This window comes from Nocardia sp. NPDC058058 (assembly GCF_042885355.1).
GTDB lineage: Bacteria > Actinomycetota > Actinomycetes > Mycobacteriales > Mycobacteriaceae > Nocardia.
The window spans coordinates 1394131-1410768 of sequence record NZ_JBHVSA010000003.1; the positions used below are offsets into that span (position 1 = coordinate 1394131).

The following is a 16638-nucleotide window of genomic DNA, read 5'->3' on the forward strand; positions in this document are numbered from 1 at the left end:
GTGGCACGAACCCTGCTGTGTGACGCTAGCCACACTGTTGCTAACTATTTGCCTTGCGTGTTCGATGATTGCTTTGTGATCAATGATCGCGTTCCGGTGAACCGATGGTGAGGAGCTTCGTCATGAAACGTGTAGCACTGGTGGCCGCCGCGATCGCGGGTATCGCGGCACCGATTGCGGCTATGCCCGCCGCGAATGCCGCGCCGGAGGGGTCGGCGTACTTCAACTACGGCGGGAAGAACTGTGCGATCACCCCCGACGGGGTTATCGGTTGTGACGGTTGGCAGCAGGTTCAGGTGTTGTCGATTCCGCTGGGTGGGGGTATCCCGGTCTCCATTCCCGCGCCGCAGTCCATTCAGGACGCGGGTGGCGTCCGGCCGAGTTATGACTTCAGTCAGCCGTTCACTCAGCCCGGCGGGAACCCCGACTTCTTCGCGGTGGCCAACGATCAGGGACCGTTCGGTCCGAAGCTTTCGCATGCGGGTGCCTTCTGCGAGATCAGTTTTCGCGGCTGGTTCCGCTGCGTCGCTCGCGGACAGTAGCCGCGACCATTCCCGCGTGACTCGAGAAAGGCACTGACAAGTGAAGCGATTACTCACTGCACTGGCGGGCTTGGCTCTGATTGCCGGCGCCGCAGCATGTTCCAATAGCTCCACGCCCGCACCGAGTACAACCACGGCCGCCGCATCGACCACGCAAAAGGCCACGATGACCACCTCGGTCGCCGCAACCTCGGTCCAGCCCGCCCCGACCACCACGCAGCAGCGCGGTGCCGACGGCTCCACGGGCAACAACCTCTCGGCCGAATACTGTGCGAAGAACCAGGATCCCGGTTGTCCCGCAGGTAGTTACATCGGCCCCAATGCCATCCAGAATCCCAATGGCAACGGCACGTGGGTGCCTTGCGAGGGCACCATTTGCACCAACCCCAATCATGGTGCGGGCCCGGACATCACCACACCCCCGCCGGTCGAGACGACCACCCCGCCCCCTAACGGCGACAAAGTCGCGGGCGCACCCTGTGAAGGCGATGGCCGCTGGGTCCACCTCGAGGGCGGCAACGCCGGTCACTACGGCACCGAATGGCTGTGCCAGCACTGACATCGATTCCTTCGACGGTCACCCGTCAGAGTCCGAACAGCGGAAACAGTTGGGCGCCATGAAAAGCCACGACTCTGCTGATGCCCTCGGCGGTGACCGTCAGGACGTGCAGGGCGTGGGGATGGCGCGTGCCGTCATCCCCACGCCGGTACACGGCGAATGCGGGTTGTCCATTGGCGGAGGTGGCGACCAGCTCGGTGGGGCCGATGATCCGCATTTGTCGAGCCAGGAACGCGCACACGGTGTCGCGACCTTCGAACCACACTGCGATGGGCGGCATTTCCCATCGCGCGTCTTCGGTCAGGACCGTGACGAGTTGATCGACATCGGCGGTCTCGAAGGCGGTGGTGTAGCGCTCCAACAGGTCTCGCTGATGCGGCTCATCCGGCTCGGTGAGATCGTCCTGGCTGAGCGGGATCTGGGCTCGTGCGCGTTGCAGTGCGCTGTTGACGGCCGCGGTTGTCATCTGGAGCAGTTCGGCAACTTCGGTGGCGCGCCATTGCAACACATCGCGCAGGATCAGCACCGCCCGTTGTCGCGGCGGCAGTTGTTGCAGCGCGCCCACCAGAGCGAGACGCATTGATTGACGCTGCACCACAACGGTTTCCGGGTCGTCCGGCGCGGTGGAGAACAGATAGTCGGGTATCGGCCGCAGCCACGGTATTTCCGGGTTACGCGGGAGCGGGCCGATGCCCGGATCAGGCTCGGGATCGCCGAGGTCGGCGGGCAGCGGTCTGCGCCGGATCCGTTCCAGCGCTTTGAAACACGCGCGAGTGGCGATGCGGTACAGCCAGGTGCGCAATGACGAGCGGGCCTCGAACCGGTCATAGGCCCGCCACGCGTCCAGGTAGACCTCCTGCACCACTTCTTCCGCGTCCTCGGCCGAGCCGAGCATGCGGTAGCAGTAGGCGAGCAACTCGCGTCGGTACGGTGCACTGAGCCGTCCGAAATCCTCGTTGCCGGTGCTGGTTTCGGTCATTGTTTGCATGTTCCACCTAATCTGCCGAAAGTGCGGGCGATCTCATCGCACGGTGATGCCGGCCATGTCGATGGCGACCAGCACGATCCGGTCGTCGCCCACTGCGGTGTAGGCCCGCCGGGTTGCCGGGATGATGATGCCGTCGACATCGCGATAGTCCTGGGCGTACAGGTGTGACTCGGTGGACGGGTCGACGATGTCGATGGCGAAATCGTGACGGCGCAGCAATCCGTCCGGTCCGAAGCAGAACACCTGTTCGCGGGAGTGGGTCTTGATGTTGTCCGGGAACTTCACATGGAGCCGCCGCCAGATTTCACCCTCGAACTCGATGGGCGTGATCTCGTCGCACTCGAAACCCGGCCAGGTGAATAGGAACGGCGCGTTCAAGTACGTCCACAGCGCTTCCCCCGTGAAATACGCGAGATGCAAATCGTCCCAAGGAGTTTGGAACTGATGGCCCTCGAACGACCGCTCCGGGTCCTGGCGTTCCCCGATGAGCGTGCCGTCGGCCCGTTCGAGAACGACCCGGTCAGGCTCGAAAACCGTCCGCCGATCTCGGCCGACGAAATCCATGGTCAGTCGCTCCCGCCTGGTATCAACCTCGAATCGGATGTCCCGCAATGCGTCACCATGTCCCTTGATCTGCCAGAAGGCCCCGCTGATCGCGGCCTCGACTCGGATTGCCCGGATTCGATTCCACCGGTCCGAACCGCCGTGCGCGGCAAGCGCACTCGCGAGTAATTCGTTCATTGCTGTGCTCCTGCGCCGGGTGGTGCTCAGTCGACGATGATTCCGCCGGTCAGATTGGCGACTGTGCCGGTCATCGCCGATGCGTGATCGGAGGCGAGGAAAACCGCGACCGCGGTGAGCTCGGCCAACGTGGTCGGCCGCTTGCGATGGGTCAACTCGACTGCGGCAGCGGTGAATTGGTCCCGTGTGATACCCAGCGCATCGGCGTGCAGCTGATACACCACGTCGATCACCGGTGTCTCGACCATGCCCGTGGTGCGCAGGCAGATCGAGCGGACCCCATGCGGCGCCCATTCGGCGGATAGCGCCCGGTTGAGCGCTTCCATCGCCGCCCACCCCACGCTCATGCCACCGACCAGCGGCATACTCGCCCGGGCGGGTTCGGGCGTATGCATCATGATCACGCCGGATCCACGGGGAATCATGTGCCGCGCAGCCGATTTCGCCGTCAAGAAGTGCGTCCGTGCGTAGGTCTGCACCGGCCGCAGGAAATCGTCGACCGGCAGATCGGCGAGCGGAACCCCCTGCAACCCGCGCGGCGAGATACCGATCGCGTTGAAAGACACATCGATTCCGCCGGAATCGGCGACCACGCCCGCGAGGTGCCCGCTCACGGCCCGCTCGTCCAAGGCGTCCACCACCGCTGCTTCGGCGACGCCACCCCCGGCGACGATCTCCTTGGCGACGGCATCGAGGACGCCGGAATCTCGTCCGGTCAGAAACACTTTGGCCCCCGCACGTGCGAATTCCCGAGCCACCGCACCACCCACGGCCCCACCCGCACCATAGACAACGACGTTCTTGCCTTCGAGCAACATATTCTTCTCTTTCCGGTCGTTCACCCGGCGCACGAAGTCCGCCTACTCATATAGAGGCGAGAGCAACGCGAAAGTCATCGGTGCCCAGCTGCGGCAGGTTGACCGGCCTACCTCACGACTGCGGCTCCTTCGTGCCGGCTGGCGCGCGGAGGTGCGGATCCGGTGGGGCGTTGGGCGACCGACAATCTGTGCCAAAGTTCGCTCGTCAATTGCCAACGTGCTGTTTACGTTTCAGGATTCATGAACTGCTATTGCTTGATTGTTAGGGGGAACGTTGTCCTATCCCATCCCGCCCGCCTCAGATCCACAGTTGAAGCGTCGCACGCGCAATAAATGGATACTCGCCATCGTCGGCGGTATCGCGGGTGTTCTGGTGTTGCTAACCGTTGTCGGTGCGGTTTTCGGCAAGAAGACGAATTCGTCCGCTTCCCAGTCGATCACGGCGTCAGCACCGACGCTGGTACCCGCGCCGTCCACTGTTGTGCCGACCGCTGAGTCGCAGGCGGTTGCTCCGGAAGCCGCTGTTACGACGTCGGCCACGAACAGTGCGCCGACGACGGCCCCGCAACTCGGGGCCGTTCCTTCGGATCCGCGATGCGCGCCAGCCTCCGCGTCAGTGGTCACGGCGGTGGCGGCGGGACTGAGTAAAGCGGGCTATGAGTTGCGCAACGGCACCGTAATCACCGCCGGGGGGCTGGTCTACTTCGGTGGGTCGATCTTCGATGGTGCGGGGAAAATGAAGGAACGCTCGGATGTGTGGGTGGTCAAGAATGGAGCGGTGTACGCATCCACCGGTGGAGCTCGCAACAACACGATGTTTCCGAAAGCCTCTGCGGCACCGTTGAATATCTCACCGGGCGACGAGATCGTGCAGGCTCTGGACCGATGCGTGATCAATCAGACGCTCGGTCGTTGAGCTGTGCCGAAACAGCTAGCGATAGACCGCGGGGCTGAGGGCGGACAGGACGCGGCCGGTGTTGGGGCCGAAGCAGAGTAGGACGGCGTCGGACATGTCGATGATTCGTTTGTCGCGGCCCGCGGGGGTTTGGGCGACGCCGGGGAGTTTGTAGAGGGCGGAGGGGCCGCCGATGGAGTCGAGGCCGTCGGTCATGACCAGCAGGATGTCGGGGCGGGCGGCGATGAGGGCTTCGCTGGTGATGGTGACGAAGGGTTCGGTGAGACCGGCGGCGGTGCCCGCGTCCTCGGCGCGCAGGCCGGTGATGAGGGCGTCGGCGCCGGAGCCGGGGCCCGCGAGCATTGTCAACGCGGTGCCGCGCAGGTAGATGAAGGCGATGCGGGGTTGGGGGTTGTGCGGTGTGATCGCCGCGCCGGCGGCTTGTATCTCGGCGGTGGTGCGGGCGGCGAGGGCGGTGCCCGCGTCGTGGACGCCGAGGGCGTCGGCGACCGCCTGGATCTGTGGTCCCGTTCCGGCGAGTGTGCGGGCGGGATCGAAGAATACGAGGGTGACACCGGCCGCGCGCAATTGTTCGAAGACCGCGGCGGTGCCGGTGGTCGAATCGGTGAGCAGCACCGTCGGGTGCAGCGCCAGCACGGCTTCGACGCTCATCGATTCGCCGTTGGGGGTGACGTCCGGGCGGTTGATGATCGCGGGCAGCTTGGCCGCGGTGCTGCGGCCGATCAGATGCGTGCCGAGGCCGAGCGCGTACACGGTCTGGGCCAGCGTGCCGAAGCGGTCGACGGCGATAATGCGATCGATATCGGAGACCGTGACGGAATTGCCGTCGAACCCGCGCAGCGTGACCGGCAGTACCGGGTGCGGATCGGATGCGATCGGTGTCGGATCGGGATCGCGTAGGGTTGCTGTAACTTCGCCACTGGCTGCGACATTGGCGGGCCCCGGTGATGAGCATGCTCCGAGGGCAACCGTGAGTGCGAGTCCGATGGCTACGAGTCCGAACCTGCCGCCGCTGAACATGGTTGTCATGATAAGCGGTCGCAGCGCACCGCTCGCTACTCAATTCTGGCGGTCCCGGGTGTGGAAATCGGCTTCCTGCAAAGGTTTTGCGGATTTCACCCGCTGTTCACCCGCGCCCCGCGGCCGTGCCCGGAAGTTTCCAGGTGGGGATATCGAAGTCGGCGGTTCGACCCCGGAGGTGAACTCGGCGCATCGCAGGTGAACGTCTACCTAAGCGTGAGCCAATAGGTCGATTGACCAGTAGTTTTCGCGGGGCCGGTGTCTGGTACGCCGGGTATTGGTCCGGTCGATGACCTTGCGATTGTTGGGTAGAGTGCCGTTAACCCGAGGGTATCGGTCGATTGATATCCCGGCGCACCGTGGGTGGGACGCAAAGGGGAAAATCTGAAATGGCAACCGTGGCATGGATATTGCGCTGGCGCCGAGCGATTGTGCACGGTGATCACTGCCACGGGGTTGCGGACTGTTCGCGCGGCCGGGGCTTCGGCGCATGAGCCGGGAGCCGGGCACGGTGGCCGCGCGGCTGAAGGCGCGGCAGCAGGACGTACTCGACAGGTACCGCCGCGAACTCGAACTCATCGGCAGTGCGCTCGTCGCCGATCCCGAGGTATGGGACGAATGCGTGATCCAGGCGTGCCGGATCATCGGCGAATGCGCCGAGACCCTGGATGAGGACGGGCAGCCGACCGGCGTGCACGTTCCGCTCCAGGCGATCGTCGATATGGCGGAACGACGTGGCGGCAGGGGAATTCGGCCGGACTCCTCGGTGCGCGCGGCGATGATCCTGTTCGAACTGGTACTGGCGGAGGCGACCGAGGTGGTGAAGTCCGGGCGGGCCGACGCCCGGCATCGGATCGCGGATCTTGCCACGCAACTGAGCCGCAGCCTGTTCACTCGGCTGGAAGCGGGCGCGAAGGGATACGACGCGTTCCTGCTCGATCAGATCCGCATCGTGAACGATGCCGACCGGCGCATGCTCGCCCGCGAGATCCATGACCGGCTGGGCAATACGCTCAGCCTCGCCATGCATCAGCTCGAGATCATCGCGGCGGGAGAAACCAAGGGCCGCAAGGGCATCGAGTCCGCGGCTGATGTGCTCTCGGACGCGATCGGCGAATTGGCCGCGATCACATCGGGATTGCGCACCGTCGAGGGCGGAACCTCCCTGCGCGATGCGCTGACCGCCTTCGTGCAATCGCTGCGCCGCACGGTGCCGGTCGTGGATATTCGCGTAAACGGTTCGCAATCATGGGTTTCCGCGGAAGCGCTGGACGAGGTCTTCCTGGTACTGCGCGAGGCCCTGCGCAATGCCTTCGCGCACGCCCAGGCGACCAAGGTCTCCGTCGAGGTCGACCTGGCCCCGCACGAGGTCTGGGCACGCGTGGTGGACAATGGAATCGGCTTCGATCCCGCCCGCCCGCGCCGCGCGAACGGACTCACCTCGATGCGCGAACGCGCCGAAGCGCTCTCGGGTTCGGTGACATTCGGCTCGTGCCCCGGCGCCGGGACCCGCATCGCGCTATGGATACCGCTGACGATCGACGAGGCGCGCTGATCGCGATGATATCGGTGCTGGTGATCGACGATCACAACATGCTGCGCGGCGCCCTCTGCGAAATCCTGGACCAGGCAAGCGATATCACCGTGATCGGGGAGGCCGCCGACGGCCGCGCCGGTGTCGAGCGGGCGGAGCTGCTGCGCCCGGATGTCGTGATCCTCGATGTCGAGATCCCCGGCGACGACGTCGTGCAGACCCTGCGCAAGATCCAGCAGGCCAGTCCCGAATCACGGGTGCTGATCGTGAGCATGCATCAGGACATGAGCCTGATCCGGGAACTGGTCGAGCACGGCATCGCCGGTTACCTGCACAAGAGTGCCCGGCTCGAGACGCTGCTGTCGGCGATCCGCACCGCCGATGGTGACGGCGAGGTCATCGTCTACGTGTCCTGGCAGGAGGACCGCCGGGCGCGCGCCGACAGCCGGTCCGAATCGCCCGATCAGGCGCTCACCGCACGGGAATTGGAGATCGTGGAACTGGTGGCGAGCGCCATGAGCAACCGGCAGATCGCCAATGCCCTCGGCATTACCGAGGGCACGGTGAAGCGGCACCTGCGCAATATCTTCCGCAAGCTCGGCGCGGTCTCGCGTCTGGATACCGTCAAACGCGCGACCGCCGCCAAGCTCATCGGGCCGTATTCGCCGGAGTGATCAGACCGGCAGGACGCTCAGCACCGCACCGGCGTTCGCGGCCATCTGGGTGATCATGAACGCTCGATAGGGCCGCCGGCTCACCGGTCGCGGATCGCGATAGCGCGTGGTGAGCGTATTGCCGATCACCATCGCGGCACCGAAAATAACCACCGCACAAGGATATTCGAGTACGGGCAGGTGGTACGCGCCGATCGCGAGTCCACCGGCGACCGCGGCGGCTGCCACGGAAATCGAAGTGCGCAAACGCATTTCACCGACAAGCAGGGTCAGCACGCGCCGATGCGCGGCCCGATCGCCCGCCACATCGGAGAAATCTTTGACCACGGCCCCGACCAGTCCCATCCATAGTGACATCGCCACGGCGAAGACGATCAGATCGGCGGTGCGCGGCGCACCGGTGGCGACTGCCCCGGCCAGGTAGGTGCAGAGCCCGCCGAGGGTGACGATCACACCCGACCCGGCCCAGGTGCGGCTGAGCCGGAACGGCGGCATGGAATAGGCGTAACCCAGCGCGAGGAACGCGATCACCAGCACGGTCATGGTGAGCCCGACGAACACCGCGAGTCCGAGCGCGGCCGCCGCGATGACCCAGGCGGCGGTGGCGGCATCACGCGGATCCAGCTCCCCGCGGCCCACCGGCCGCCCCACCTCGTTGACGCGGTCGTTCACGCTGTCCGCGATGCCGTTGAGTAAATAGACGTGGACGGTCGCCAGGAACCAGGCGGCCAGCGCGCACAGATAATCGGTCCAGGCCGCATGCGGTATTCCGGAGAACTGTGACGCGGTCAAACTCGATGCCGCGATGAAACGTAATGCGAACATCAATTGAACAGCCGGTCGTGCTTCGATGAAACAAAGAAATAGAATTCGTACTGGTTTAACAATCGGGAGGGCTGCGGTTCGCATGGAATATTCCGACGTTCGACTGTTGATCGCCATGTCCGCAGTCTTACAGATCGCATGCGAAATGGTCCACCCACCAGCCATTTTCTATAACTCGTTTCATTTTAAATGCGCCCGTGTACCACTTTAGATACACGTCCGTGTGCTCCCTTTGTGACCTTCAGTGCGTCCGCCGATCCTGTTTAGATGAGACGGAATCGTGATCAACCGTGAAGGGGTAGGCATGGCAAAGGTGGCAGTGATCGGCGCTGGAATAGCAGGCATATCGGCTGCTTATCACCTGCGCGGGCATGCCGAGGTGACGGTATTCGAAAAAGAAGCCGTCGCAGGCGGACACGCGAATTCCGTCGAAGTTACCGATGCGGGCCGGACGCTCGGTCTGGATACCGCCTTCATTGTCTACAACGAGCCGCACTACCAGAAGATCACGCAGTTCTTCGCCGATCTCGGGGTGGCCTGCCAAGCGCATCCGGGCCGCTTCAGCTTCCACAACGCCGATACCCGGGTCTGCTACGTCTCCGATGATTTCGAACTGGACGAGGCCGCGATCCGGGCCAAATATCCGGCCGATTTCGTGCAGCTGTGGGCCGAGGCCGAGCGTTTCTACACCGAATCGCCGGGCCATTTCATCCGCAAGCAGGCCGAGATGTCGCTCGGCGACTATCTGACCGCGAACGGTTACAGCGATACCTTTCGCTACGGATTCATCGTGCTGGTCGCCACCGCCGCGTGGTCCGTGCCCGCCGATCGGATCTGGGATATGCCCGCCGCGACGGTGATCGCGTTCTTCCTCGGGCACGGTCGCGAAGGGCTCGGCGGCCGAACCGCGCCGTGGCGCACCGTAACCGGCGGCAGCATCAACTATGTGCGGGCCGCGCTGGAGCGGTTGCGCGCGGCCGGGCACGAGATCAAACTCGGCACCGCGGTCGAGCGGGTCGCGGAGGACGCGAGCGGAGTCGCGGTGACGACCGCCGCGGGTACCGAGCATTTCGACGAGGCGATCATCGCCCTGCACGCCGACGATGCGCTGAATGTGCTTGCCGCCCCGACCGACCCGCAGCGCGCGCTGGAGGCGATTCAATACAACACTACGCGCGCGGCCCTACACACCGATACCGCCTGTATGCCGCTGGATCGGGAGAAGTGGCGGAGCTGGAATTACGCTCGCTCGGGCAGTAACGACGATATGAGTACCTGGGTCGTCTATTACTTGAATTCGCTGCATGATTTCACCAGCGAGACAGATTACTTCCTCACCCTGGATTATCCGTTCGATATCGATCCCGAACGGATCATCCGGGAATTCGACTACCGGCATCCGGTGTTCACCACCGCTGCCCGGGCATTGCAGTCCACGATCCACTCCATCAATGCGGGCGATTCGCGTGTGAAGTTCGCCGGATCATATTTCCACTCGCGGAAAATGGGCATCGATATCGTCGGCAGTCACGAGTCGGGTTTCGATTCCGGCACGGCCGCGGCCGATGCGGTGCTGCGCAGTCTCTCCATCGATAGTGCTCTCTGACCATTTCGAACAGCTGCTGGAGTTTTCATCATGACCGAAAAGGTTGACGTCCCCGCCCTCACCGTCGAACAGGTCCAGGACTGGCTGGCCGAGAAGATCGCCTTCAAATTGCAGGCCGAGCCCTCGGATATCTCCTTCGACGACTTCTTCGATTCCTTCGGACTCGATTCCACCGAGGCCCTGGTGCTGGGCAACGAGCTGGAATCCTGGCTCGGTTTCGAGCTGGAGACCACGGCCCTGTGGTACCACCCGACCATCGCTGAGCTGGCCCGCTACATCGTCACCGAGAAGGACCGCCTCGCGGCGGCCTGACCGGTCGAACATCGCCGAGGGATATGCAATGGACAATCGGATGAAGCTGAGTGACACCCCGATCGCGATCGTGGGCCTGGGCGCACTGTTCCCGCGTTCGGCCGACCTGTCGGAATTCTGGACCAATGTGGTCGAGGCCGCCGACTGCATCGAGGACGTGCCCGAATCGCACTGGAAGATCGAGGACCATTACGACCCCGATCCCAGCGCCCCGGACAAGACCTATGCCAAGCGCGGCGGATTCATTCCGACGGTCGACTTCAACCCGCTGGAGTTCGGTCTGCCGCCGAACCAGCTCGAAGTCACCGATGTACTGCAATTGCTCAGCCTGGTGGTGGCCAAGCAGACCCTCGCGGACGCGGGCGCCCCGGATTCGCAGTGGTACGACTCCAGCCGCACCGGCGTCATTCTCGGTATCACCGGCGCGAATTCGCTGACCCAGCCGCTCGCGACGCGTTTGCAGACCCCGGTGCTCAAAGAGGTCGTGCGCAGCTGCGGCCTGAGTGATCAGGACGCCGAGGAGATCGCGGCGAAGTTCGTGAAGGCGTTCGCGCCCTGGGAGGAGAACTCCTTCCCGGGCATGCTCGGCAATGTCGTTTCCGGGCGCATCGCGAACCGCTTCGATCTGGGCGGCACCAATTGCACGGTCGACGCCGCGTGTGCGAGCTCACTGGCGGCGGTGCATATGGCGGTCGCCGAATTGGTTTCCGGCCGTGCCGATCTGATGATCAGCGGTGGTTGCGACGCCGAGAACACCATCCTGATGTACCTGTGCTTCAGCAAGACCCCCGCGCTGTCCAAGTCCGGGGTGATCCGGCCGTTCGACGAGAACTCCGACGGCACCATGATCGGCGAGGGCATGGGCATGCTCGCGCTCAAGCGTCTGGCCGACGCCGAGCGCGATGGCGACCGTATCTACTCGGTGCTGCGCGGTATCGGCAGCTCCAGTGATGGGCGGTTCAAGAGCATCTACGCCCCGCGCAAGGAAGGTCAGATCGTCGCGCTGGAACGCGCGTACGAGGACGCCGGATTCGGACCCGAGCAGATCGGTCTGCTCGAATGCCACGGCACCGGAACCGCGGTCGGCGATGTCACCGAATTGTCCGCGCTGCGTGAGGTTTTCACCGCGGCCAGCGCGGACAAGCAGTTCTGCGCGGTGGGCAGCGTCAAATCTCAGATCGGCCACACCAAGGCGGCGGCCGGTGCGGCCGGACTCATCAAGCTGTCGATGGCGCTGCACCAGAAGGTGCTGCCGCCGACCATCAATGTCGAAAAGCCCAAGGAATCGGTCGATTTCCCGAATTCGCCGTTCTGGGTGAACACGACCACGCGGCCGTGGGTGCTGGAGCCCGCGCGTGAGCGGCGGCGGGCGGCGAGCTCGTCGTTCGGCTTCGGTGGCACCAATTTCCACTGTGTGCTGGAGGAATACGACCCCTCCGGCGCGGACGCGCATGCGCTGCACCGGGATTACCAGGTGCACCTGTGGCAGGGCGCTGACACCGAGGCGCTGCTGGCCGAAGTCGCCGCGAACCCGTCCGGCACGTCTGCCGAGCACGCATTAGATGCCGACCAGCCGCGCCTGGCCGTGGTCGCTCGCGACGCCGCTGAGTTGAAAGCGCTGCGGGACAAGGCAATCGAGCGACTGCGCGCCGAGCCCGCGATCGAATCCTTCGAACTGCCCGGCGGGGCCTGGTACCGGCGTCGCGCCGAGGTACCCGGTAAGGTCGCCGCGCTGTTCGCCGGACAGGGCAGCCAGTATGTCGGTATGGGTGGGCGGGCCGCGCTCGCTATCCCGCCGATTCGTGCCGCCCTGGACGCCGCCAGCCGGATCTCGGACCCCGCCGAACCGCTGAGCCGGGTGCTCTTCCCGCCGCAGTCGTTCGACGCCGACACCGCCGCGGCCGGTGAAGAAGCGTTGCGCCGCACCGATTTCGCGCAGCCCTCGATCGGCGCGCTGTCGGCCGGTCAGTACCGCTATCTGACCGAGCTCGGCTTCGCCGCCGACGGGGCGATGGGCCACAGCTTCGGTGAGCTCACCGCACTGTGGGCGGCGGGCGCGGTGGACGAGGACGGTTTCCACCGCTTGGCCCGCGCCCGTGGCCGGGCGATGGCTCAGCTGCCCGAGGGCGAGTCGGATCGCGGCACCATGGCCGCATTGCGCTGTGCCCCGGAACAACTCACCGAATTGCTGAGCGCACACCCCGACGTGGTGGTGTGCAATATCAACGCCCCCGAGCAGACGGTGGTGGGCGGCGGCACCGACGCCGTGCGCGCCTTCGCCGCGGCCGCGAACCAGCTCGGGCTGGGCGCGAACCTGCTCCCGGTGTCCGCGGCATTCCACACCGCCTATGTGGCGCACGGTATTCCGGCGTTCCGGGAGGCGGTCGCCCAGACGTCCTTCGCCCGCCCGCTCATCCCGGTGTTCGCGAACACCGGGAGCGCGCAGTACACCGAGGACATCGAGGCCAATCGGTCGGTGCTGGTCGACCAGCTCTCCCAGCCGGTGGCTTTCGCGCCGCGCGTGCTGGAGATGTATGAGGCCGGGTACCGGGTGTTCGTCGAATTCGGCCCCAAGTCGGTGCTCTCCGGCCTCGTGCGCAAGATCCTGGCCGATCGGGACGACGTGGTCGTGCTGGCCGCCGACGCCGGTCCCGGTTCCGACGGCGACCGTTCGCTCAAACAGCTGGCCGCGCGGCTCGCGGTCCTCGGACTGCCCCTGGCCGGATTCAACCGCTACAGCGCACCAGCCCCCGAAGTAGTCGAGACCAAAGGAATGAGGATTCCCTTGAACGGCATCAACTATGTGTCCGAGGAGCGCCGCGAGGCCTATCGCGACGCGCTCGAGAACGGGTACCAGGTCCCCGCACCCGCCGCCGCGCCGGTCGCCGGCAACGGCAACGGCAATGGCAATGGGAACGGAAATGGCAACGGTCACACCGTGACCGCTCCGGCTCCGGCCGCGCACACGGCCGGACACGATAGCATGGCGGGCGACCACCTGGCCCTGCACCGCGAATACCTGAGCAGCCAGCTGCGGGTCGCCGAAAGGCTCAGCGGCATCCTGGAATACGACGCCATGCAGGGCACCCTGAGTGACCGCACGGTGGCCGGACTGGCCTCGGTCAGCGATCAGAGCGTCGCGATCGGCCAGGCACACGGCCAGGCCAGCGAGGTACTGCTGGGCTTCGCCTACCTCGAGGCCGGACTCGGTGGCGCGGCTCCGGCCGTGCGCCGCCCGGTCGAGCGCGTCTCGCGTCCCGAGCTGGAGGTCGGCCACTCCTCCTACGCCCCGGCCATTTCCGCTCCGGTCCAGGCCCCGGTTGCCCAGCCCGTGGCGTACGCCCAGCCGGTCGCCGTCGCTCAGCCGGTGGCGGTTCCCGCCGCACCGGTCGCCCCTGCTCCGGTCGCCTCGGTTGCTGCACCGGTTGCCGCGCCTGTCGCCCCGGCCCCGGTTCCCGCGCCCGCCGCTCCGGCCCCTGCCGCTGTTGCTCCCGCCGCTCCGGCCGGTGACGTCACCGAGACCGTCCGCCAGGCCCTGCTCGAGGTCGTGGCCGAGAAGACCGGCTACCCCACCGACATGCTCGACATGGACATGGACGTCGAGGCCGACCTCGGCATCGACTCCATCAAGCGGGTCGAGATCATGGGCGCGCTCGGTGAGCGCTTCCCCGACAGTCCGCAGGCCGGACCCGAGCAGATGGGTGAATTGCGCACCCTGGGCGGCATCGTGGACTTCATCAGCGGTGCCCTCGCCGGTGCGAACGGGGTGGAGGCGAACCACCCAAAAGCTGATGGCGCGTCCCGCATCGGCCGGATGCAGGCGCGCCTTATCGAAATCCCCTCTGTCTTCACTCTGGTCGGCGCGTACGCCGAAGCGCCGGTGGCATTGGTCGCCGGCGCCGGGAGCACGCTGGCCGACCCTCTCACCGACGCCTTGACGGCGGCGGGCTGGACCGTGCAGCGCGGCACGGAACTGCCGGTGGGCCGGGTGGATCTGGTGCTGTTCCTGGCCCCGGATGCCCCGGCCGACTGGGCCGAATCCATCGCATCGTTGGAATCCGCCCTACTGCTGGCGGGCTCGGCTCAGCGTGCGCTCGAAGAGCGGGCCGAGACGAGTCGCGCGGGCTTCGTCACGGTCAGTCGTGTCGACGGGCTGCTGGGTCTCTCGGGTTCCGCCGATGCCGCCGGTCTGCTCGGCGGTCTGCCGGGTCTGGTGAAAACCCTTGCGATCGAGGCTCCTTCGCTGTTCTGCCGGGCGATCGACGTGAGTCCCGCGCTCACCGCGGCGCAGGCGGCGGCACAGTTGGTCGCTGAGATCAACGATGCGGAGACCGCCACCGCCGAGGTCGGCATCGCGGCGGATCTGACTCGTCGCACGCTGGCCGCCACCCTCGACGATGGGACCGATCCGCTCCTGCCGCAGGGTGATTCGGTTGCCGAGCCGACGACCGCGGATCTGCTGGTGGTCACCGGTGGCGGGCGCGGTGTCACCGCGGCGTGCGCCATCGGCCTGGCTCGCCGCTATCGCTGTGGCCTGCTGCTGCTGGGCCGCAGCGAACTCGCCGACGAACCCGCCTGGGCCGCAGGGGTACCCGACGGTGCCCTCAAGGGCGCGATCGTCACCGATCTGCGGTCGGCGGGCACCAAACCCACTCCGCGTGAGGTGGAACGGATCTATCGCGGCATGGTCGCCGGTCGGGAGATCCGGGAAACCCTGGCGGCGATCCGGGCCGCGGGAGCCACGGCGGAGTACGTGGCCGTGGATGTCACCGATACCTCCTCCACCACAACAGCACTCGCACCGTACCGGGATCGGATTACCGGCCTCGTGCACGGCGCGGGTGTGCTCGCCGACAAGGCGATTGTCGATCAGCGCGCCGCCGATGTCGGCCCGGTGTTGGCGACGAAGCTGGCCGGCTTGCGCTCGGTGCTCGACGCGCTCGGCGAAGAGCGGCTCACCCACGTGGTGCTGTTCTCCTCCATCGCCGGATTCTTCGGCAATCGCGGCCAATCCAGCTATGCCAGTGCGAATGAGGCCCTCAACCGGGTCGCCACCGCATTGCGCCGCCGACTCCCGCGCGCCCGGGTCACCTCGGTGAACTGGGGCGCGTGGGCGGGCGGCATGGTGACCCCGGAGCTGGAGCGCATGTTCGCCGAGCGCGGGGTGACTCTGATCCCGCTCCCGGTCGGCGTGGACTTCTTCACCGAACAGTTCAGTGCCGCTCGCGCACACGATGTGGTGTGCGTGGTCGGGCCCAATCAGCCGCTGTCGGTCAAACCCGCGCGTGAGATCGGCTCCGGCACGGCGATTCTGCGGCTGCCGCTGACCGGTCTGGCGGACGATGAGGTGCTGTCCGACCATGCCATCGGTGGCATCGCGGTACTGCCCGCCACGGCGGCGGTCGGGGCGATCCTGGGTGCGGTGCAACGACTGCGCGGCGGTGTGATCTCCCGGCTGACCGATTTCTCGGTGCTGAAAGGTCTGGTGTTCGACGAGAATTCGCCGCAGCACCTGGACCTGGCGGTGACCGGGGCCAAGGTGCTGGTGACGGATTCGTCGGGACGTCCGCGCTTCCGTGCGCTGGTACCGGCGCAGATCCCGGCCGCCGCAACCGCTCTCGTGCTGCCCGACCTGGCAGGCGTCGAGCCGACCACCGCCTACACCGCCGGTGTGCTCTTCCACGGCCCGTCGCTGGCCCGGATCACCGGCACCCTGACAGCTTCGGACGGCCGACTGGTCGCTGTGTGCCGCCCGGTCGAACCATCCCTCGCCGCAGGAACTTTCGCGGTGGGGGAGTACGCACCGGAATCCGCCGACCTGCTGTTGCAGGCGGCACTGATCCAGGTGCACGCGACCACCGGACTCAACAGCCTGCCGACGGCGATCGGTGCGGTCGAGATCTACGACGCACTGCCGCGAACCGGTGAGTTCCTGGTGGTGGTGGATCCCCTGCAGGTGAATGGCTCGGTGGCGCAGGGTTCGGTCACGGCGTGCACGCCCGACGGGCGGGCACTGCTGCGCTTCGATGCGGTGCGACTGGTCGCCGACGCGGCGCTGGGCGCGAAATTCCTGACAGATCAATCGGATCGGACAGCGTGACTT

At 65.9% G+C, this 16638-nt stretch carries 12 protein-coding genes and 1 pseudogene; 8 read left to right on the forward strand and 5 right to left on the reverse strand.

The window, feature by feature from the left end:
- Positions 1-122 precede the first annotated feature (122 nt).
- Positions 123-542: a hypothetical protein gene (locus tag ACFVUS_RS30335; RefSeq protein ID WP_387774030.1), complete on the forward strand. Its 420-nt coding sequence runs from the start codon at positions 123-125 to the stop codon at positions 540-542.
- A gap of 223 nt (positions 543-765) precedes the next feature.
- Positions 766-1101, forward strand: a pseudogene (locus tag ACFVUS_RS30340) (hypothetical protein); the annotation flags it as partial.
- A 25-nt stretch (positions 1102-1126) separates the two neighbouring features.
- Here ACFVUS_RS30340 and ACFVUS_RS30345 read toward each other — a convergent pair.
- From ACFVUS_RS30345 to ACFVUS_RS30355, 3 genes are read right to left on the reverse strand one after another with little or no spacing between them, the layout of a single operon-like run.
- Positions 1127-2080, reverse strand: coding sequence for a sigma-70 family RNA polymerase sigma factor (locus tag ACFVUS_RS30345; protein WP_387774033.1), 954 nt, complete (start codon positions 2078-2080; stop codon positions 1127-1129).
- Between the two features lie 42 nt (positions 2081-2122).
- Positions 2123-2830, reverse strand: a complete 708-nt coding sequence (locus ACFVUS_RS30350) for a hypothetical protein (protein ID WP_387774036.1) — start codon at positions 2828-2830, stop codon at positions 2123-2125.
- 26 nt (positions 2831-2856) lie between these two features.
- Positions 2857-3672 (reverse strand): SDR family NAD(P)-dependent oxidoreductase, encoded by an 816-nt coding sequence (locus ACFVUS_RS30355; protein WP_387774039.1) that lies wholly within the window; start codon positions 3670-3672, stop codon positions 2857-2859.
- A 286-nt stretch (positions 3673-3958) separates the two neighbouring features.
- Between ACFVUS_RS30355 and ACFVUS_RS30360 the strand changes: the two genes are divergently transcribed.
- A complete protein-coding gene (locus ACFVUS_RS30360) occupies positions 3959-4564 on the forward strand; it encodes a DUF2510 domain-containing protein (protein WP_387774042.1) in 606 nt (201 codons plus the stop codon).
- 15 nt (positions 4565-4579) lie between these two features.
- Here ACFVUS_RS30360 and ACFVUS_RS30365 read toward each other — a convergent pair whose 3' ends face one another.
- Positions 4580-5584: a hemin ABC transporter substrate-binding protein gene (locus tag ACFVUS_RS30365; RefSeq protein WP_387774045.1), complete on the reverse strand. Its 1005-nt coding sequence runs from the start codon at positions 5582-5584 to the stop codon at positions 4580-4582.
- Between the two features lie 490 nt (positions 5585-6074).
- Here ACFVUS_RS30365 and ACFVUS_RS30370 point away from each other — a divergent pair, with 490 nt between their 5' ends.
- A complete protein-coding gene (locus ACFVUS_RS30370; RefSeq protein ID WP_387774048.1) occupies positions 6075-7139 on the forward strand; it encodes a sensor histidine kinase in 1065 nt (354 codons plus the stop codon).
- Positions 7106-7792 (forward strand): response regulator, encoded by a 687-nt coding sequence (locus ACFVUS_RS30375; RefSeq protein WP_387774051.1) that lies wholly within the window; start codon positions 7106-7108, stop codon positions 7790-7792. The genes ACFVUS_RS30370 and ACFVUS_RS30375 overlap by 34 nt, the downstream gene beginning before the upstream one ends.
- Here ACFVUS_RS30375 and ACFVUS_RS30380 read toward each other — a convergent pair whose 3' ends face one another.
- Positions 7793-8584 carry a UbiA family prenyltransferase gene (locus tag ACFVUS_RS30380; protein ID WP_387774054.1) on the reverse strand — a complete coding sequence of 264 codons (792 nt, stop codon included), beginning with the start codon at positions 8582-8584 and terminating at the stop codon, positions 7793-7795.
- Positions 8585-8921: 337 nt separating this feature from the next.
- Between ACFVUS_RS30380 and ACFVUS_RS30385 the strand changes: the two genes are divergently transcribed.
- The 3 genes from ACFVUS_RS30385 to ACFVUS_RS30395 are packed head-to-tail and all read left to right on the forward strand — an operon-like array spanning position 8922 to position 16635.
- Complete coding sequence (locus ACFVUS_RS30385) at positions 8922-10223, forward strand: NAD(P)/FAD-dependent oxidoreductase (RefSeq protein ID WP_387774057.1); 1302 nt, start codon at positions 8922-8924, stop codon at positions 10221-10223.
- A gap of 30 nt (positions 10224-10253) precedes the next feature.
- Positions 10254-10535 carry an acyl carrier protein gene (locus ACFVUS_RS30390; protein ID WP_387774060.1) on the forward strand — a complete coding sequence of 94 codons (282 nt, stop codon included), beginning with the start codon at positions 10254-10256 and terminating at the stop codon, positions 10533-10535.
- A gap of 28 nt (positions 10536-10563) precedes the next feature.
- Positions 10564-16635, forward strand: a complete 6072-nt coding sequence (locus ACFVUS_RS30395; protein ID WP_387774063.1) for an SDR family NAD(P)-dependent oxidoreductase — start codon at positions 10564-10566, stop codon at positions 16633-16635.
- Positions 16636-16638 lie beyond the last annotated feature (3 nt).